Annotated in this window: 21 protein-coding genes and 1 riboswitch; of the genes, 10 read left to right on the top strand and 11 right to left on the bottom strand. The window is 38.4% G+C overall.

Annotation, left to right across the window (positions count from 1 at the left end; translation table 11 throughout):
• Both MHH81_RS01260 and MHH81_RS01255 read left to right on the top strand, forming a co-directional pair.
• Positions 1–687: a response regulator transcription factor gene (locus tag MHH81_RS01260; protein ID WP_340917020.1), complete on the top strand. Its 687-nt coding sequence runs from the start codon at positions 1–3 to the stop codon at positions 685–687.
• 186 nt (positions 688–873) lie between these two features.
• On the top strand, positions 874–1,950 hold the full coding sequence (locus tag MHH81_RS01255; protein WP_340917017.1) for a hypothetical protein: 1,077 nt from the start codon (positions 874–876) through the stop codon (positions 1,948–1,950).
• A gap of 58 nt (positions 1,951–2,008) precedes the next feature.
• On the opposite strand, the gene MHH81_RS01250 is transcribed toward MHH81_RS01255, so the two are convergent.
• The gene (locus tag MHH81_RS01250; protein WP_445678119.1) at positions 2,009–3,004 is read right to left on the bottom strand and encodes a 2-hydroxyacid dehydrogenase; all 996 of its coding nucleotides are present in this window, start codon (positions 3,002–3,004) and stop codon (positions 2,009–2,011) included.
• A gap of 87 nt (positions 3,005–3,091) precedes the next feature.
• Positions 3,092–3,199, top strand: a riboswitch (TPP riboswitch).
• A 75-nt stretch (positions 3,200–3,274) separates the two neighbouring features.
• On the opposite strand from MHH81_RS01250, the gene MHH81_RS01245 reads away from it, so the two are divergent.
• The 6 genes from MHH81_RS01245 (at position 3,275) to MHH81_RS01220 (ending at position 7,774) form a co-directional block, all read left to right on the top strand.
• Complete coding sequence (locus MHH81_RS01245; RefSeq protein WP_445678060.1) at positions 3,275–3,859, top strand: YkoF family thiamine/hydroxymethylpyrimidine-binding protein; 585 nt, start codon at positions 3,275–3,277, stop codon at positions 3,857–3,859.
• A 4-nt stretch (positions 3,860–3,863) separates the two neighbouring features.
• Positions 3,864–4,442, top strand: coding sequence for an ECF transporter S component (locus MHH81_RS01240; protein WP_340925082.1), 579 nt, complete (start codon positions 3,864–3,866; stop codon positions 4,440–4,442).
• Positions 4,402–5,805 carry an ABC transporter ATP-binding protein gene (locus MHH81_RS01235; RefSeq protein ID WP_340917010.1) on the top strand — a complete coding sequence of 468 codons (1,404 nt, stop codon included), beginning with the start codon at positions 4,402–4,404 and terminating at the stop codon, positions 5,803–5,805. Before MHH81_RS01240 ends, MHH81_RS01235 begins: the two co-directional genes overlap by 41 nt.
• 13 nt (positions 5,806–5,818) lie before the next feature.
• Positions 5,819–6,547, top strand: a complete 729-nt coding sequence (locus MHH81_RS01230) for an energy-coupling factor transporter transmembrane component T family protein (protein ID WP_340917007.1) — start codon at positions 5,819–5,821, stop codon at positions 6,545–6,547.
• Between the two features lie 30 nt (positions 6,548–6,577).
• The gene (locus MHH81_RS01225) at positions 6,578–7,078 is read left to right on the top strand and encodes a DUF1697 domain-containing protein (RefSeq protein WP_340917005.1); all 501 of its coding nucleotides are present in this window, start codon (positions 6,578–6,580) and stop codon (positions 7,076–7,078) included.
• 327 nt (positions 7,079–7,405) lie between these two features.
• Positions 7,406–7,774 (top strand): VOC family protein, encoded by a 369-nt coding sequence (locus tag MHH81_RS01220; protein ID WP_340917003.1) that lies wholly within the window; start codon positions 7,406–7,408, stop codon positions 7,772–7,774.
• 515 nt (positions 7,775–8,289) lie between these two features.
• Here the strand turns inward: MHH81_RS01220 and MHH81_RS01215 are convergent.
• On the bottom strand, positions 8,290–9,498 hold the full coding sequence (locus tag MHH81_RS01215) for a DUF418 domain-containing protein (protein ID WP_340917001.1): 1,209 nt from the start codon (positions 9,496–9,498) through the stop codon (positions 8,290–8,292).
• A gap of 108 nt (positions 9,499–9,606) precedes the next feature.
• Here MHH81_RS01215 and MHH81_RS01210 point away from each other — a divergent pair, with 108 nt between their 5' ends.
• Entirely contained in the window at positions 9,607–10,305 is a 699-nt protein-coding gene (locus MHH81_RS01210) for a response regulator transcription factor (RefSeq protein WP_340916999.1), read from the top strand.
• 1 nt (position 10,306) lies between these two features.
• Positions 10,307–11,974 carry a sensor histidine kinase gene (locus MHH81_RS01205; RefSeq protein ID WP_340916997.1) on the top strand — a complete coding sequence of 556 codons (1,668 nt, stop codon included), beginning with the start codon at positions 10,307–10,309 and terminating at the stop codon, positions 11,972–11,974.
• A 383-nt stretch (positions 11,975–12,357) separates the two neighbouring features.
• On the opposite strand, the gene mdh is transcribed toward MHH81_RS01205, so the two are convergent.
• The 9 genes from mdh to MHH81_RS01160 form a co-directional block, all read right to left on the bottom strand.
• A complete protein-coding gene (gene mdh, locus MHH81_RS01200; RefSeq protein WP_340916994.1) occupies positions 12,358–13,299 on the bottom strand; it encodes a malate dehydrogenase in 942 nt (313 codons plus the stop codon).
• A 23-nt stretch (positions 13,300–13,322) separates the two neighbouring features.
• Positions 13,323–13,685, bottom strand: coding sequence for a BMC domain-containing protein (locus MHH81_RS01195; protein ID WP_340916992.1), 363 nt, complete (start codon positions 13,683–13,685; stop codon positions 13,323–13,325).
• Complete coding sequence (locus MHH81_RS01190; protein ID WP_340916990.1) at positions 13,660–13,962, bottom strand: EutN/CcmL family microcompartment protein; 303 nt, start codon at positions 13,960–13,962, stop codon at positions 13,660–13,662. The genes MHH81_RS01195 and MHH81_RS01190 overlap by 26 nt, the downstream gene beginning before the upstream one ends.
• Positions 13,963–13,979: 17 nt before the next feature.
• Positions 13,980–14,840, bottom strand: coding sequence for a phosphate propanoyltransferase (pduL, locus tag MHH81_RS01185; protein WP_445678059.1), 861 nt, complete (start codon positions 14,838–14,840; stop codon positions 13,980–13,982).
• Between the two features lie 85 nt (positions 14,841–14,925).
• Positions 14,926–15,213 carry a BMC domain-containing protein gene (locus MHH81_RS01180; protein ID WP_144512570.1) on the bottom strand — a complete coding sequence of 96 codons (288 nt, stop codon included), beginning with the start codon at positions 15,211–15,213 and terminating at the stop codon, positions 14,926–14,928.
• A gap of 22 nt (positions 15,214–15,235) precedes the next feature.
• Positions 15,236–16,708: an aldehyde dehydrogenase family protein gene (locus tag MHH81_RS01175; protein WP_340925080.1), complete on the bottom strand. Its 1,473-nt coding sequence runs from the start codon at positions 16,706–16,708 to the stop codon at positions 15,236–15,238.
• Positions 16,709–16,766: 58 nt separating this feature from the next.
• The gene (gene eutL / locus MHH81_RS01170; RefSeq protein WP_340916988.1) at positions 16,767–17,414 is read right to left on the bottom strand and encodes an ethanolamine utilization microcompartment protein EutL; all 648 of its coding nucleotides are present in this window, start codon (positions 17,412–17,414) and stop codon (positions 16,767–16,769) included.
• Between the two features lie 17 nt (positions 17,415–17,431).
• Positions 17,432–18,406, bottom strand: coding sequence for an ethanolamine ammonia-lyase subunit EutC (eutC, locus tag MHH81_RS01165; protein WP_340916986.1), 975 nt, complete (start codon positions 18,404–18,406; stop codon positions 17,432–17,434).
• 12 nt (positions 18,407–18,418) lie between these two features.
• A complete protein-coding gene (locus tag MHH81_RS01160) occupies positions 18,419–19,783 on the bottom strand; it encodes an ethanolamine ammonia-lyase subunit EutB (RefSeq protein WP_340916983.1) in 1,365 nt (454 codons plus the stop codon).
• Positions 19,784–19,791: the final 8 nt, after the last annotated feature.

The following is a 19,791-nucleotide window of genomic DNA, read 5'->3' as shown; positions in this document are numbered from 1 at the left end:
ATGAAAAATATCTTACTTATTGAAGACGAAGTTAGTATCGCAGAATTACAAAGAGATTATTTAGAAATCAATAATTTTACTGTCGATATGCAGCATACTGGAGATGCTGGACTCCAACATGCCCTTCAAGGTAACTATGATTTAATTATTCTAGATATCATGCTTCCAGGAATAAGTGGATTTGAGATATGCAAACAAATACGTGCTGTCAAAAACATCCCTATATTATTTGTTTCTGCCAAAAAGGAAGATATCGATAAAATTCGAGGTCTTGGTTTAGGTGCTGACGATTATATTACAAAGCCTTTTAGTCCAAGTGAGCTGGTTGCTAGAGTTAAAGCACATTTGGCACGATATGAACGGTTAGCAGGAAATCAAAACAAATCAAACACTATCTATATTCACGGAATATCCATTGATAAATCATCACGTAGAGTTCATATAAACGGGGAAGAAGTACCATTTACAACAAAAGAATTCGATTTGTTCGTTTTTCTTGTAATGCACCCGAACCAAGTGCTGAGCAAAGAGCAACTTTATGAAAACATTTGGGGTTTTGAGTCAGCTGCAGATGTTTCTACTGTGACCGTCCATATTGGAAAATTACGTGGCAAAATTGAAAGAGAACCTGCTCATCCGAAATTACTAGAAACCGTTTGGGGAGCCGGATATCGCTTTAATGTTTAAATAATAAGCTTTACTACCCGTTACTTAGGTAACGGGATTTTTTTATTTATATTAAGAAATGTTATTAAAAAGTTTATCCTTTTTTAAGAAATTGATTAGTTAGATTTTATGATTTAGGACTAATATAGTTTTAGGAATAAAAAGTCTACAAATAGCAAAACACAACTAAACTGAGGAGATGTCAGCATGAAAAAAGCAAAATTATTATCACCTATACTACTTGGATTGACATTAGCAATAACAGGTTGTAATACGGAAACACAAAACAATCAAAGTGAACAAAAACAAGAACAACCTCAAAAGGAAACACAAAACGAAGCACAAATCTCGGATTTACAAGCGTTAAATGCGATGACATTACAAATAACATTCTCTACGCCTTTATTGGAAGAAGACGTTAATCCAGATAATCTGGATATAATAAAGAAAAACTTTGAATTTGATCATGAGTTAAGCTTAGTCAATGTTCCTAGATTAAAAATCGGTTCGGAAAGCACATATATTATTCCCGTTACCATACAAAAACCAGGAACAACTTATACTGTTATCTATAAAGATGGAGAAAAACAATCCTTTGAAGCAAGTGAAGAAAAAATTAATTTAAGCCAAACCAAACAAGTTACAAACGATACATTTGAAATTGAATCTTTTAAGGAAGATGGCGTAACAGATTATGCGAATATTATTGAAGCGTATAAGGCCGGTAGAGGTGATCTTTCTTTTCAAGTAGATGACGAAAATAAAGATGACAATGGAAACCAATATCAAGTGATATCTTCTTTACGAGATCGCACAGTAATAATTACAGCTGATAATGGAGAAGAATTTACAGCGAATTATGTACCCTTTACCCAAGCAGCAGATGGTAGACAAGCACCAAAATTCCGTTTATCAGAAGGACAAACTTTAACACCTGGTACAACATATACTGTATCATCTGATTGGGCAACAATTAAAAATCCAACCTTCGAAACGAAAGAGATTGCTCCGTTGACAGTCAAATCAGCAGAAGCAATTGATGATAAATCATTCCAATTAACATTAGATAAAGATCCTGGAATGGATTTACTTGCAGGTCGAAGCGTAGAATTACAAGCTGAAGATGGAAGCAAGATTCAAGCACAATATCGCTTCTCTTCTCGTAAAGGTGCAGTTGGTATCTTTGACGTTAAAGACAATACATTAAAGCCCGGTGCAACATATATTGTGGTTCCAATGAACGATTGGGCCACAGCAAGTGATGTATCCTTAGTGACTAAATAATATAAGAACAACGAAATACCAGATCAGAGAAATGGAAATAGCTCTGATCTGGTATTTTTTATACTACTCTATTCTCTGGCTCTTTATTCTCCAATACAGCTTTAATAGCGTCAGCATTCATTTGCATCATAGCAATTCTCGTACGGATACTTGCACTTCCGATATGCGGTAGCACAGTAACATTCGGTAATGTGAGTAATGGGTGGTCTAATGGAACTGGTTCCACTTCGAATACATCTAGACCAGCAGCCCAGATTTTATTTGTCGTTAACGCTTGGTATAGGGCTTGTTCGTCAATGACTCCACCACGCGCAACATTAATAATTGCAGCGGTTTCTTTCATCAATTCTAGTTCACGTTCCGCGATTAATCCCTTCGTTTCCGGTGTTAATGGCGTTAACAGAACGATGAAATCTGATTCCTTCAGCAATGTATCTAATTCTGCATACGTAAAACCGTATTTTTCCTCGGATTCCATTTTTCTTGTTCGATTATGGTAAAGAACATTCATATCAAAACCTTTTGCTCGTCTTGCAACGGCTTCTCCGATGCGCCCCATTCCAATGATACCAAGGGTTGCACCAAAAACATCCATCCCTGTATACTGCATTGGTGACCGTGACTTCCACTTACCTGCACGAATATCACGTTCTGCCTCCATTACACGACGAGCAGTAGCTAGAAGTAAAGAAAATGCTAAATCTGCAGTAGTTTCTGTTAAAACCCCTGGAGTATTTGTTACGATAATTCCATGCTCTTTTGCTGCGTCAACATCGATATTATTGTATCCAACCCCTAAATTACTAATCAATTTTAAATTTGGCAAACTTTCAATAAGTGCTCGATCCACTTTATCAGAAAGCATAGTCCAAATTGCATGAGCATCTTTTGCTTCTAACTTTAACTCCTCATAAGTCATCTGCACATCATCACTATGCCACATCTTTACTTCAAATTTTTCCCTTAATGGGTTCACAACTTCATCTGGTAACTTGCGCGTAATTAATATTTTTTTCAAATTTGCAACCTCCAAATATTCTGATAGCTTAAGCATGGACGAAAGTATGAAATTTTGCAACTGCATTTACAATGCTAATTTCGTAGGGTATACTGGGGGCACATTAAAAAAACTACATACCGTTTTCTGCACTAGGGGTGCCCACTTTGGCTGTGATGAGAGCTTTTTAGCTCCGATCCCTTATTACTCGATCAGGATAATACCTGCGTGAGGAAGTGCGGTGACTTTCCGAATTTTTTTATATTGGATAAGTGGCTGCATCTTCACGGATGTGGTCTTTTTTTATGAAAAAATTTAGGAGGTTTTATGATGCAATGTGGTTTAAGCCCAATCGTCGGATTTCGTTTTTCGTTACATCCGATGACCAATGATTTTATTTCAGTAATAAAAGGAGCACTACAAGAAACAGATACTTCAAATGTTTGGATGCACACAGATGATGTATCAACAGTGATTCGTGGGAAGCAAGTGCATGTGTTTAACGTGGCAAAAGCAATCACTTTACACGCTTCTAAAACAGGTGTGCATGTTGCTTTATCTGGTACTTTTTCTGCAGGTTGCCCTGGCGATACTGCTGGAGACGTGTATTTAGATAAGGGTGATGAAATAACGAATAAAGATTTGACGAAGCAATACGTTTCTTCTCAATTTGCACTTTATCCAATGAATAATCCTGATTACATGGATGTTATTTATAAAGAAATTGACCGCGCAAAAGAACGAGGCGTTTACAATGAGTCCATGCATTACGCAAGTGGAATTCATGGAGACATTCATGATGTGTTTGCGTTTTACGAAGAGACATTTACGCACGCCCGCTCAGAAGAACATAAGCATTTAGTGATGACGGTTTCGATGAGTATAAATAGTCCTTCGCACGGAGGTCTTTAATATGTTGAAATCTTGGAAGTTAAAAGAGATTGTACTCATGTCTTTATTTGCAGCCGTGTTTGGAATCGTGTATCTACTATTCTTACATGTAGGGAATATTTGGGCAGGTTTTATTGGGCCAATTGCGTATGAATGGATTTTCGGAATCTGGTTTATCGTATCGATTATTTGTATGTATATTATTCGCAAGCCTGGTGCGGCGGTGATTTCAGAGACGATTGCAGCGGCTATTGAAGTGTTGCTTGGAAATGCAGTTGGTCCGAGGTTAATACTTTCAGGAGTTATCCAAGGTTTAGGTGCCGAGGCCGTATTTGCTGCAACTCGTTATAAACGCTTTGATCTGTGGGTATTGATGCTAGCTGGTGTTGGATCATCTGTATTTAGCTTTGTCTATGGGTACTTGTTAGGTGGATTTACGGTGTATAGTACTGGTTATGTCGCGCTCATGTTAGGTATTCGAATTTTGAGTGGAGCTTTACTTGCAGGTGTTGGCGGAAAAGGGGTTGCCGACGGATTGCTTGCGACTGGGTCGCTAAGAGGCTATGCAATTTCACGCCCTAAAAAAGGTGATGTTCGTGCATGATGTCATTCAGTTTGAACAGGTAAGTTTTCGTTATCCAGATGAGGAGAAATGGATATTGGAGGATTTCTCCTTTTCTGTTCAGCGTGGTGAACGAGTGGTCATCACCGGACCTAGTGGTTGTGGAAAAACGACGTTACTTTATTTGTGTAATCGCTTGTATCCTGATAATTGCGATGGTGTTTTGTCTGGTTCCGTAAAGTTGTTTGGACAGGATAGTTTGACGTTCGTTCCTGGAGAAATAAATCACCGGGTAGCGACTGTATTTCAGGATCCCGATGCACAGTTTTGCATGCAGACGGTAGAAGAAGAGCTAGCTTTTACACTAGAAAATTTACACATCCCAAGAGTAGAAATGGACAAAAGAATATGCGAAGTGTTGGCTTTAACGGACTTAAGCGAGTTTCGTCATGCAGTTATTCAGCAGCTATCTGGCGGTCAAAAACAACGAATTGCTACTGCCTGTGCACTGATTATGAATCCAGAGGTTCTGCTACTAGATGAGCCACTTGCGCATTTAGATCCATATACTGCAAAGAAATATGTGAATTGGTTGGATAGGTTGCAGAAAAAACGAACTATGACCATTGTTGCTATTGAGCATCGACTGGATATATGGGGAGATTTTTTTGAAAGAAGCATATCGTTAAATCAAACGGAGATTGCTTCTACTTTAGAAAAACGGAATAGCACGAAACAAGAAAATACTTCGCTTGTCGTTCATAAAGTACAAGCAAAGATCTTCTTGCAAGAAACTACTTTTACGTTAAATCGTGGTGAAATAACCGTGCTTGCCGGTTCAAATGGAAGCGGAAAGTCTACATTATTAAAGGCATTATGCCAGCTAATTCCTTCAAGTGGTACTGTTCAACCAAAGTTTTTAGGCTATGTACCACAATCACCAGAGTTTTTATTTCTCACCCAAAATGTACGTGATGAGGTGGCATATGGTGGCGGAAGTGATGTGGACGAAATGTTAGCTCGGCTGAAGCTCATACCTATTGCGACAGCACATCCTTTTGCGGTTAGTCACGGACAAAAGCGTCGTGTGGCCGTTGCAGCAATGCTCTGTGATGGGCGTGAAGTGATTTTAATGGATGAGCCAACTTCTGGTCAGGATGCAGCCGCGCTTTTCGAGCTATTCCAATTAATTGATGAGCGAGCCCGAGCTGGAACAACTTTTTTAATCGTTACGCATGATATGGAGTTTGCTTATTGTTTGGCTGATTCTATTTTATTGATGGACGATGGTCGGTTGACTGGGAAGTTTGAAGCAGATGCTGTGTGGGGCGACGAGCAATTATTATTAAATCATCATTTACTTCCTCCGAAAGGATTGTTTAGTAGTGAAAAATGCTTTGCATAGGATGAATCCTTCGGTGAAGTTTTTATTAATTACCGTTTGTATGTTTACGATGGCGTTCTTTTTTGATCCATGGACACCGCTTGTGTTCTGGATTGGTGTGCTTGTGCTGCAACTGTTGTTTAGTCATATTAATTGGAAGAAATGGTTTTTGTTAATGCTTCCATTTTTTATTACGGCTTTTGGTTATTTTTGGACCACACTTGTTTTTGCAGAAGCTCAATCTGGTACTGTTATTTGGACTTTGGGGAGAGTGGAAATTACTGTATCGCAGTTGGATCATGCACTTTCGTTGAGTTTTCGCGTGTTAGCATTTTCTAGCCTGTCTTTATTGTTCGCGTTAACAACGAACCCTGTTACATTCATCTTGAGTTTAATGCAACAATTGAAGCTATCACCAAAAATCGCATATGGTGTGATGGTCGGCTATCAATTTTTACCTGTTTTGAAGGATGAATTTGTGCAAATCGGGCAAGCACAACGCTTACGAGGAGTAGCTAGAGAGAAAAATGCTTTACAGCGTTTGCTTGGCATTCGGCGAGTATTGATTCCAATGCTTGCTGGTGCTGTTCGAAAAGCAGAACGCGCAGCATTTGCGATGGAGGCTCGGGGATTTATAGGAGAGCGAAGAAGTAGCTATTACCATGTCATTTCTATAGGTAAAGTGGACTTAGCTATGTCAGCTATGTTTTTATTCGTATTAATAGTAAGCTGTACGAATCACTTGTGGTTTGGTTTATACTAGTTATAGTTAGAACACATGGGAGTGGTGAGGGTGTCATTTGTTGCTTTACTTCGTGGAATTAATCTTGGTGCTAAAAATAAAGTAGATATGAAGTCATTGAAGGCCCTCTTTGAAAATATGGCCTATGAGAATGTACGGACGTATATACAAACTGGAAATGTTATTTTTGATAATGAAACATACGATGTTCAGCAAATGGAGAATTCGCTACGTGGCACTTATAGCTTTGACATACCGGTTGTTGTCCGTTCGAAGGAAGAATTGGAAGAGATTCAACAGCATCCAATTTTCATAAAGGATCAGGTGTATGTCATGTTTTTAGCGCAAGAAATTACGGATGAACAGCAAGATTTACTAGACAGCTTAGTTGATGATGACTTCGTCGTCCTAAATAAAAGAAATCTCATTATTAGTCTGTCGAAAAATTATCATCAGACCAAATTTACGAATACTTTTTTTGAAAAGAAGCTTGGCATGGTATCTACTGCACGAAATCAAAATACGGTTAATAAAATAGTGTTGAAAATGTAAAATGGGTTTCCGCCAGATGATGGTGGAAGCCTTTTTATGTTGATGTAGTATGTAGATTGTGACCGGATAAACGAATTTGTGACCGTTCAGAATTTTTTCTGACCGGATAGAAATAAATATGACCGGAAAAATGGATTTCTGACCGGATAGAAAATTTTCTGTCCACTCAACTCAAATTACAAATAAACGCTTTCAAACATCACCAAGATCCAGTCAGTACTTTTTTCTACATAAGTAATTCTTATGTACAATCATCATTACAATAAAATTTCCAAATGTTTTTCTTTAGGATAAGATTAAACTAGAACAAAACAAGGGGGATTTACCATGTCATTTGCATTTAAATCAATCGATCATGTTCAACTAGCTGCTCCTATAGGTTCAGAAACAATTGCCAGAAAATTTTTTTGTGAAATATTAGGCTTTCAAGAAGTAGAAAAACCAGGTATTTTAGGGAAAAGAGGTGGTGTGTGGTTTCAATTCGGTACCTATCAAATTCATATAGGGATTGAGGAACCATTTGCTCCAGCCAAAAAGGCTCACCCCGCGTTTCAAGTAGAAAATTTAGAGGCATTAAAAATGCATTTAACAAAAAATGAAATTAACTTCATTGTAGATACAGATTTACCTGGAGCAAACAGAATATATGTACACGATCCTTTTGGTAATCGAATAGAAATATTGGAATGGATTTAAGCAATAAAAAACAGGATTGCGGCATATGCTGCCCTTTAAGTGCATCTTGTCTTTTACATTCCCGAGGGCTTTGGACGAAACATTGGCTATACTATTACCGTGGGATTTTTAGATGAGCTGGATGTGCATAGACATGATACATTTGGTTTGGATAATGAGAGAAGAAATACTTTCCTACTTTTTTAAAGGCGTCCGAAGATACAATTTCGGCCGCAGCTTCGCTTCTTTAGCAATCGATACTGCCTATTTTTTCTCTATGTCCACTTAACATTTTGATAAGCAAATGAAAGTACACCAGTCCATTCCCTGGACTGAGCGCAGCGAAATTAAATTTTCCGACGAGCTTGCGCAGGAGCATGGGAAGCTGCTTGATGCTTGCCCCTGGAAAGCGTCCGCCTGCAGTGGAAATCAACCTGTTCCTGGCATCAAAATTTGTATATTTTCTTAATTCTTATATAAAAATAAGTGACAAAAAACAATTTGTTTTTCATCACCCATTTTATTTTAAGGATTTATTATATAGTTCCACTTTCTAGGTTTACTTTTTCTGATTTTTTAAAGAAAGTTCTCTTTTTCTTCACAGATCCATTCCAAGAAAAGTTAGTTCCTATTCGTAAAATATGCTCGAGTGGACCACGACGAAACATTTTTAAATATAGCGTGCTACACACACATTGCAGAGCAAAAATTACTAGCCCTAGAATTATGCTGTTCAGCATTCCAAGCTCTCCAAAAAGCCCTAACCCGTACCCGTAAAAAATAGTCGTACAAATAACAGTTTGCATTATATAGTTTGTAAGAGAAAGCTTGCCGACACTTTCGAATCCACGAAATACAATCGAATTTGAAAATGATACAAACAGAATCGAAAATGCTGCGATGTATCCAAGCGAAAGCAGCTGTGCACCTACAGTTAATAATATTGCTGACCACGCATTTTCTTCATTTACTACACTCACACTTTTTAACGCAAGCCCTACTGGCAAAAGTATCGCTCCAACTTTATACCATCTTTGTTCTACGTGGGGTTTAGTAAATATTTTCCCTTTAGCCGCGGCCATTCCGAATAAAAATAACGGTGCTGTCATAAAAGGAGCTAAAATCATCGCAAATAGCAAGAAAATTTCATTCTCTAACAGTAACGGACTTTCATTTTCCCTATGATCTTTAATCTCCAAATACGTGCCATTTTTATATACATCATTTGTCTGTACGATATAAGAAGATGCTTTTTCAGCTTCTTCTTTCGTTTCTTCATATACTCCATACCCCATTGCGCTCGTTAGTAAAAATAAAATGCTTCCCCAAATGATAAGCGTTTTCTTTTTTCTATTAATAAAAAGTAAGAGAAAGAATCCCATCAATCCGTAGAAGAATAAAATATCACCTTCCCACAAGTAAGTACTATGCAATATTCCAATAACCATTAGCATTAGAAACCTTCTTACTAAATGCCACTTCACTCTTACGCCTTTACTTTTTAACGACTCTACAAGCTTAATAATGGAATATCCAAATAGAAACGTAAAGATTGGCATGAAACTACCTTCGACAGCTATTTTGATAAATTTATAAGCACCAACATCTATATTAGACAAAGAGAAGAAAGAAATTTCTTCCTTTCCCCATATTCCATACTGGAAAATAAGTAAGTTTGCCAGTAAAATACCGAACAAGCTAAGCCCTCTTAAGCTATCTATCAGTCTTACTCTCTGGAAATTCATTCGTAGTCCTCCTAGAATTTTCTATCGCTCATTTGTTAGTATAAGATAGAAAGCTTATATCAAAATGAAACGTACCTTAAAGAAATCTTAAATGGTGGAGTGGGATAAATGGTAGATGTGAAAATTCTAGTTGTAGATGACGAACAAGCAATAGGAGACATGGTGGATATCGTATTAAGAAAAGAAGGATTTAACAATATCAATGTTTGTACAAGCATTAAAGATGCCACTACACATATTACACAAAATACGTATGATTTATATATATTAGATATTATGTTACCTGATGGAACAGGTCTCGATTTAGCAGAACATATTAGAAAACAATCAGACGCACCGATCTTCTTCTTAACAGCAAAAGCAAATGATGCAGATAAAATTAGAGGCTTTATGTACGGAGCAGATGATTATATTACAAAACCTTTTAATCCAATGGAGCTTGCAGCACGCGTGAAAGTACAAATGAAAAGATACTTACCCTCCATTACAAAGTCAAAACCTGTATATGATTTCGGAGGCTTTCAATTAGATATTCAAGCAGCAGAACTTACCGTTGCAGGAAAAACTACTGTATTAGCCGGAAAACTATTTCACTTACTCCATTTCTTTTGTGAACATCCTGGACAAGTATTATCAAAAGAACAAATTTATGGGCAAGTATGGGGCGAGGAACATTTTATCGATGATAATACCATTATGGTACATATTCGAAAGTTACGAGAGAGAATTGAAGTGAACCCAGGAAGTCCACAGCTTCTCCTGACGATTCGCGGGATTGGCTACAAGCTCATTAGTGAGGAACGGTAATATGAGCTTATCTGGAAAAATGACTGCTCGATTTTTAGTTTACTTCGTTTCATTTTATGGTTTTTTACTGATTGCCTCTTTCGGACTGTCTGCATACTTTTTTTTCGATATTACAAGTACTAGTAGTTACTCCAATATCCGTGAGTTAGATGCATTTGAGCTAGAATCAGATTTTAAGATGGATGCAGATGGCACTTATCATTTATCACAAAAACTAATAAATTCTGCAAATGCTAATAGCGGGGTTGTTCAATTAATAGATACAAACGGTACTGTACTAGCTAGTTCAAAAAAAGGCTTTAAATGCTGTACAAACTATTCCATTTCACAGTTTGTTGAAATGACGAAATCTAGCAAATCCTTCGTTTGGAATCAAGGGAATGGCTTGTATTTAGTATTCATTGATAACCATCTTGCACAGCAATTATTATCAACAATCGTTCAGCAGTACCCTGCAGAGCTGTCAAAAGAAATCCAAAAAGAACTAGCTAATGCAAACGCTAGCTTTGAAATTTACAATGCAGCTGGAAAACGAGAGCAAGTTATTTTTGGTGACTCAAAAAAAGAATTGAGTGGTATTGAAATCCTTGCTGGTTCTCATGACTATATGGAAAGGAAAGAAATCGTTGCTTCGGAAATATTAAAAGATGGAACCACTGCTGTTGTAAGACTAAGAAACTCACACTATAATCCTTTTGAACCTGCACTTGAAAACGGCATTAAAAAATTTGTCGTTGGGATTCTAGTCTTCCATGTCCTACTTTTATTATTTACACTTCTCTTCTCCTTTTGGATTGGAAATCGATTTGGGCGACCTGTTTTATATTTTTTGAGACGAATCGAAAAGTTGGGGAAACAAGACTATGCTTCTTTAGATGATCGAAAACTGCGTACTAAAAAAACTGGCAGGTTTAAACGTAAATACCGTGTATATGAAGATATAGATCAGTCACTATCTCGATTAACACATACGTTACAAGAAAACGAACGGAAAATTTTGCAAACGGAAAAACTTCGTGAGGACTGGATTACTGGCCTTTCACATGATTTAAAAACGCCACTTAGCTCGATTTACGGATATTCAACAATGCTAGCTTCGAACGATTATGAATGGTCGGATGCAGAAGTGAAGCATTTCGCCAAAACAATGCAGGAAAAGGCAACATACATGGATGCATTAATAGAAGATTTGACGTACACGTACCAACTAAAAAATAATGCGATTGCTATTCATAAAATAGATTTAAACCTTTTTGACTTTATCGTAGGCTATGTAAATAGCTCTGTTTGGATGGAATTACAACAGCCCACTGGTCATCCAGAAGCTCATGTTTTCTTTGATCCGAAACTATTAGCCCGGGTACTCGATAATATAGTCGGAAATGCGATAAAACATACACCTAATGGAACAAAAGTGTTTATTGAAATTGAGAAAAAGAAAGACAATGTGTACTTACAAGTGAGGGATGATGGGAACGGAATTCCGACAGAAGAGCTAGAGAACTTGTTTGACCGATATTACCGAGGTACAAATACAACCTCTGAGGTTTCTGGAACAGGTTTAGGGCTCGCTATCACTAAACAGCTCGTCGAAGCACATGCTGGACAAATTCACGTGGATTCTAGTGACAATGGAACGGTCGTCTCAATCGTTCTTCTAGCTATATAAATAAGAAAAGCGCAAGCGCCCTTTAAGTGCAATATGCCTTTTGCCAATTCCCAAGGGCTTTGGACGAAACATTGGCTATACTATTACCGTGGGATTTTTAGAGGAGCTTGATTTGACTGAGTCACATCAAGCTCCTCTTTTCCGGCAATCTTATGGAGAATGTTGGAAAATAAAGTTTTCCAACATGAATGAGTACATAAAAGTAGAAAGGATCGTTTTTGGGGTTTGGAGAAGCGTCCACTCGACTCCTGCGGGAAAGCGAGCGGTAAGCATCGGGAAACCTGACCTGGACAATGCCGAGTCCGAGTAGGGGGTATGAGTGTTAAATCACGGGTGTCTTCTTATTCATTGAAAAAAGCATTCCAAAGTAGATGGAATGCTTTTTATACGTTGCAAATTTTAAGGACTGATCGAACAGACTCTACCGATTTATCTAACGCCTGTTTTTCTTCGTTTGTTAAAGGAAGTTCGATAATACTTTCTATCCCATTACCACCAATTACAGTTGGTACTCCTAAATACAAGTCACTGTAACCGTACTCTCCTTCTAAATATGCAACTGAAGGTAATATTCTCTTTTTATCACGAATAATGGACTCCGCCATTTCCACAAGTGAAGCAGCTGGTGCATAGTATGCACTACCATTTCCGAGTAGCGCGACGATTTCGCCGCCACCTTTTCTAGTTCGCTCTACAATTGCATCTAGACGGTCTTTCGGAATGATTTTCTCCAGTGGTATTCCACCTGCGTATGAATAGCGCACAAGTGGAACCATATCATCTCCATGTCCACCTAATACAAAGCCTGAAATATCCTCGACAGAAATATTTAATTCCTCTGCAACGAATGTATTGAATCGTGCAGTGTCTAAGACACCGGATTGACCGATCACTCTATTTTTAGGGAATCCCGTTGTTTTATAGCATACATAGGTCATAGCATCTACAGGATTGCTCAAGATTAATACATAGCTGTCTGGAGCGTACTTTTTCACTTGTTCAGAAACGGAACGAATAATTTTCGCATTTGTATTAACGAGGTCATCTCTGCTCATGCCTGGTTTTCTAGCAATACCTGCTGTAATAATAACCAGATCTGCGTCTTTTATCTGTTCATAGTTAGATGTACCAGTAATTTTTGAATTGAAGCGTTGAACTGGACCTGTCTCCTGAATATCGAGCGCTTTCCCTTTTGCAGGATTCTCTTGTTCTGGAATATCTACAAGCACAATATCTCCTAGTTCTTTTTGTGCTGCCATTAAAGCTACAGTAGCTCCTGTATAACCAGCACCAATTACAGCAATTTTATTTCTCCGAAAAGCCAAGTGTTTTCACCCTTTCCAATACCTCACGATTCTGCTGGTGGGCTAGCTTCTGTTTTTACTACCTTTGCTCGTGAATGCTTTGTTGGTTGCTTACTTTCTTCGTATTTATTGTAGTCAAGAGGTTTAATCATATCAAAAACAGATTGGTCTGGACGTGGAATAACATGAGCTCCTAAAAGCTCTCCTACACGCTTTGCTGCTTCACGACCCGCATCTACAGCTGCTTGCACTGCACCTACGTCTCCTTGAACAACAACCGTCACAATTCCACCGTCGACCATTTCTTGTTTGATTAATGTTACATGCGCCGCTTTAATCATTGCATCTGTTGCTTCGATTGAACCAATTAACCCTTTTGTTTCAATCATCCCAATTGCTTGACTCATCGATTTCACCTCTCTCTACTTCAGTCGAATCAATAATTCCAATAATTACTGAATCGATGGGAATTGGATTATCACGCATTATGTAACGTGATGAACCTCCGCTAGTAACGAGTACATCGTCTCCGATACCAGCACCTATTCGGTCGGCAGCAACAAACTGGGTTTTCACTGGTTTTCCGTGCACGTTTACGGGCTGCACAATGAGTAATTTTATCCCTTGTAACCCTTCCTCTTTACGAGTTGCCCAAACGTTTCCGATAACTCTTCCTATTTGCATGCTGTCATCACCTGCTTCTATTTTCTAAACGAAATGGATATACCTATATCTCTTGCAGTATCACGTGCAAGTGCTGTAACAATTGTCCCTTTTTCTAGAACAATTTCTTTTTCTTTTATATCTCTTACATCATCTTTTGAAAGTAGCTTCTTTTGAAAATGCAAAACAGATTTGCTACTACTCTCTACCTCGGATGTTTGGGGCTCTACCCGAACTGGAGTGTGTACTTCTCCAGATTTCATCAGACGACCAATTGCTCCTTTTGAAATAAAACCAGCATTCGCTTCGTCTGTATCGATATGCATTTCTAAACGGTAACGATCGGAAACACGAATTTTTACATTTCGATAAGCAATTGGGCGAACACCATTCACTTCTACTGACACACACTCTCCATTTAGCACATTAAAACGAGCAGCGTCTGCAGTTGCCATATGAATATGAGCTTGTGCGATGATTAGTCCTTCTTCTAAAAAGAGACTTCCTTTTGGTCCGATTATTGTAAAAGCACCAGAGCCTTCAATATCTCCTGATTCACGAAGCGGTGGATTTACTCCTAGCTTCATCGCGTCTGTCCAACTTACTTCTGCTTGTGTCAATGAACGAGCAGGACCAAGTACTCGAACTCGTTCGATGCTACCTTTTGGTCCTGCTATAACTACTGTTTCATTGGCAGCAAATTGATTTGGTTGAGACAAATCTGCCTTTTTTGTTAACTCATACCCTTTACCAAAAAGCGCTTCCACATGATGTGGAGACAAATGAACATGACGGGCAGAAACAGCGATTGGAATTGAATCATTTGGAAGCGTCTGTCCAACTTTTGTTAGTTGTTCTAAAACTTCCCCTACAATTTTTTCAATCAATTGCTGATTCATCTTAGTACCGCCTTTCTTATCAAATACAACTCAGCTATATTAACTCCTAAGCAAAACTCGTTTCAGAAGGGGTTATAACAAACTATTAGTTTTCTAATTTAGGTAAAATCATTTCAAGCTCGTTATGTGGTCTTGGAATTACATGAACAGATAATAATTCTCCTACACGTTGTGCTGCTGCCGCTCCTGCGTCTGTTGCAGCTTTTACTGCACCTACATCACCTCGAACTAATACAGTTACAATTCCTCCACCAACGTGTACTTTCCCTACTAGGTTAACGCTTGCTGCCTTCACCATTGCATCTGCAGCCTCAATTGAACCGATTAATCCTTTTGTTTCTACCATTCCTAATGCTGTACCTTCTCTTGACATATTCATTTCCTCCTAAGATATATTATTTATATAATTTTTTTACTATTTCACTGACTAAGTCTTTCACTACATTTGGATCGACTGAGTCATTTGAACCCAACGAATGTAATACACTTGATACAACTTGCTCTGTTACGTCATCATCAGAAGAAGATATTGGCTCATGTGTTGGAAGATTTACTTCTTTTATTCCATAAGCCATTCTCTTGATATTCAATAAATGCTTCGCAGTTACGTTATCGGATGTAATATTACCACCGAATGTGCCACAGCCTAGAGTCAAAGAAGGTATTAAGCCTGTTGTTCCTCCTACAGCTCCTACAGAAGACATCGTATTAACCATAATTCTAGAAACAGGCATTTCAATTGCAAATTCTCGAGCAACCGCGTCTGTTTCTGTATGAAGAGAAAGGCTGTGCCCCATACCTCCAAGCTGTAAAAGAGACAAGCAGAGTTCCTTCGCATGATTGACGTCGGATGCAATATACATCGCAAACACCGGCGAAAGCTTTTCTAACGAAAACGGAACATCTTTCCCAATTTTCGTCTCCATCCCAACTATTATACGAGTACCTTCTGGCAATGAAATACCAGCAAGATTCGCAATCGTTTGTGGGCTCTTACCAACAATTTTAGGATTCACCTTGCCTGGAATTGGTGAGATAACCTTCTCCATTGCTAGCTTTTCTGTATCAGACAATATGTAAGCTCCATTTTTCTTGAGAGCACGAGTCACTAATTCTGCTACATTTCGATCCACTACAATTGCCTGTTCCGTTGCACAAATCGTTCCATAATCGAAAGACTTACTATTAACGATATTTTCCACTGCTTTATCAATTTTTGCAGTGCGCTCGATATATACAGGAACATTTCCTGGACCTACTCCATACGCTGGTTTCCCAGAGCTATATGCCGCTTTTACTAAAGCCCCCCCACCAGTTGCTAAAATGAGGTTAATATCCGGATGCTTCATAAGCTGTTGTGTCGCTTCCATAGAAGCCATCGTTAAACATTGCACAAGCCCCCTAGGAGCGCCTGCAGTAACTGCCGCTTCCTCACATACTTTAAGAGCTTCTTGCGTACAGTTCACCGCATATGGGTGAGGACTTACTACAATAGCATTTCTTGTTTTTAATGAGATTAGCGTTTTAAAGAACGCAGTAGACGTAGGGTTTGTAGTTGGAATGATTCCAGCTACTACTCCAAATGGAGCAGCAATCTCTACTACTTTATTTACTTTATCTTCTCCTACAATACCGACTGTTTTTACATTCTTTATACTTTCATAAACATCTCTAGAGCCAACTTCATTTTTAATCTTTTTATGTTCAGCTACTCCCATACCTGTTTCTTCTACTGCCATTTGCGCAAGTCTAGCAGATTCTGCAAAAGCTGCATTTGCAACTGCTTTTACAACTTGGTCGACTTGCTCTTGTGTAAAATTCATATACACTTTCTGGGCAGCTTTTGCTGCTTGAACTGCAGTTCGCATTTCTTGAAGAGCTAATAAATCTTTATCTATAACGGTAACCAAAGCATTTACTCCTTTCCTAGTAATCTAATGGCCGCTTCGCCATGTTAAAAATTGCATCCCTAAATGCATCTGCTGCTGCTTGACAGGACGATTGACTACCAGTGAGTAATCCTCCTCCAAAGTTCGTCTCAGATGGCGGCGAAAAGAATTCGCTTACCTGAACATCCGCAGCCTTTAAAGCAGCATCTAAGCCAACAATTGCTTCTAAAGGTGGCGCGATTAAATAGGCTAGGGACTGACCTTCTTTTACTCCAGCAACACTTGCTAAATAACTTCCACAACTTGAAATTGTTTTGGCATATAGCGCGTGATTCTCATCATCATTGATTGCTTCAAAATAAGCATCGTTTTCTATCGTAATTCGAATAGATTCAAGCCCACTTTTCACTTCTTCTGGTGAAGGACCGGCAATTATACCGATAAACTCTCCAGAAAGAGGCCCAGAAGCATGCGCTGCTCCGGCATAAAAGCTTTTTGCATAGACGACTTCTACATCCGACTTTTTCGTAGCTTCATCAGCAGCTGTATAGCCAACGTCGTCAATCGTCGTTGTAAATAAGCCTAAGCTTCTTTGATAGGGTTTTAATTGGAGCTTTTCAGCAAGGCCGGCATCCACGTTTGAAATAACTTGCATGGACAAAATATTTGCATGAATTTTTTTCATACGAGTCTAGAAACCTCCTATCCTTCTTTCTTTACTAACGACACACCACTTGCTTCATACTTTAAGATTTTTTGAATGAGTGTACCTAAATAGGCCCCAGCTTCTACAGCAGGAATCCCACCTTTGTGAATATTGGAAACAACCATTCGATCTGCTTCAATTGTTCCAACTCTCGGTTTGTAGCAAATATAAGCACTTAATGATTCCGCTGACAGTAGACCTGGTCGCTCTCCAATTAATATGATTACGACATCGGGTTGTAACAGCTCTCCTATTTCATCCATTAACGCTACTCGACCTTTATCTACATAGAAAGTTGTACCTAAATCGATATTTAAATTTTTTAGTGACTGCTCTAAGCTCAGGTAAACGTCTTCTAAATTTTCCTCCAGCGCTTTTGCACTAAGTCCGTTGGATGCAACGATTTGTACTTTAGGCGATCGTTTACATTTTTCTAAAACCATTTTTTTAGACTCGTCAGATAGCCTTCTGCCTAAATCAGGTCTTCTAATATACTCTTCTTTGTCTTGTACTCTTGTATGAACTTGAAAGAAATTTAGTCTATCTAATATTTCCTGTGGAACCTCTCCGTAAACTGCATCTACTGCTGCTGCATGGTCAAATCGAAACTGAAGCCAAGTATTTGTTTTAGGCCTTGAGCCTGCTCTACCTACCGCAATACGTGAAGGCGTTTTTTTACGTAGCTCCGCTAGGTAACTTTCTTTCTTTTCATCATTCAAAGAAACAGTTTTTTTACTTACTGGAGTTTTCTCTTCTAGCTTTTTCGGTGCTTCATTTGATTGATAGAATTTTACTTCTCCTACTGGCGTGGAAGTCACTTTTGCTTCAGCAATACTATTAACTGGCTCATTTTGATACAAGTTAATCATTGGCTGCTCCTGATTTTTATCCTGAGAATTCGTATTCACGTTACTCATTTGGAGCTTTTCCACTACCATTTTTGTAATTTGTTCAATTAGTTGTTCATTCACATATGTCATCTCCTAACGTGTGAATATAGTCGGGTCACCAGCAAGAGCACTGAGACGACCGTTTTCGTAAATGCCCATTTTTTCAAGCCACTTCAAATACTCTGGGGCAGGTGTTTTACTAAACGTATTTAGTAATGTCGCCACATCATGAAAGCTCATCGACTGGTAATTCAACATACAATCGTCTCCCATTGGAGTAGCAATGATAAAATTCACTCCCGCAGCAGACAATAAAACGCCTAAATCCTCTATATCATTCTGATCAGCTTTAATATGGTTTGTATAACAAATATCTACCCCCATTGGTAGACCATGCATTTTCCCCATAAAATGATCCTCTAACCCAGCACGAATAACTTGTTTGTTGTTATACAAATATTCTGGTCCGATAAACCCGACAACTGTGTTCACAATAAACGGATCATAATGTCTAGCAAAGCCGTAGTTACGAGATTCAAGTGTCATTTGGTCGATTCCAAAATGTGCTTCTGCAGAAAGTTCGGAACCTTGACCTGTTTCAAAATACATCACTTGTGGTCCTGTACCAGTTCCTTGCTTCATTGCCAAATGACGGGCTTCTGCAATAAGTTCCGCAGAAATTCCGAACGACTTGTTAGCCAATTCAGTTCCAGCAATACTTTGGAAAATCATATCTGCCGGTGCGCCTTGCTCAATTGCCTTCATTTGCGTTGTAACGTGTGCTAAAACACAGTTTTGTGTAGGGATTTTCCACTCACTAATAAAGTCATGCGTTGCATGAAGTAGTCGCTTCACGCTTTCTACCGAGTCATCTACTGGATTAATCCCAATAACTGCATCGCCTATTCCATAGGACAAGCCATCTTTTAAAGAAGCAATCATTCCGTCTACATTGTCTGTCGGATGATTAGGCTGTAGCCTAGAAGAAATCGTTCCTTTTTGACCAATCGTAATATTACAAGTAGTGAGGATTTCCACTTTATTAGCCGCATGTACTAAATCGAGATTAGACATTATTTTTGCCACAGCAGCTATCATTTCAGAATTTAATCCTTTACTAATGCGCTTTAATTCTCGGTCCCCAACATCATTACTTAAAATATATTCTCGTAATTCAGCGACACTCCAGTTTTTAAGTTCACCATAAATTCTTTCGTTGATATCGCTTTCAATTATTTGTGAAACCTCATCTTGCTCTATAGGGATTAAAGGGTTATTACGGATATCACTTAATATTATTTCACTTAGCACCGCTTTAGCTGCAATACGTTCTTGAACAGTTTCTGCAGCAACACCTGCTAAACGATCCCCAGATTTTTCTTCATTTGCCTTTGCCATTACTTCTTTTAAATCTTTGAAATTATAACTAATACCGCCTAATACTGATTTTAAGTTCACTTTTGAAC

The sequence above is a fragment of the Psychrobacillus sp. FSL H8-0484 genome, from assembly GCF_038005325.1.
Taxonomy (GTDB): Bacteria; Bacillota; Bacilli; order Bacillales_A; family Planococcaceae; genus Psychrobacillus.
The sequence above is the reverse complement of the archived record's forward strand: the minus strand, read 5'-3'. Positions and strand labels throughout refer to the sequence as shown.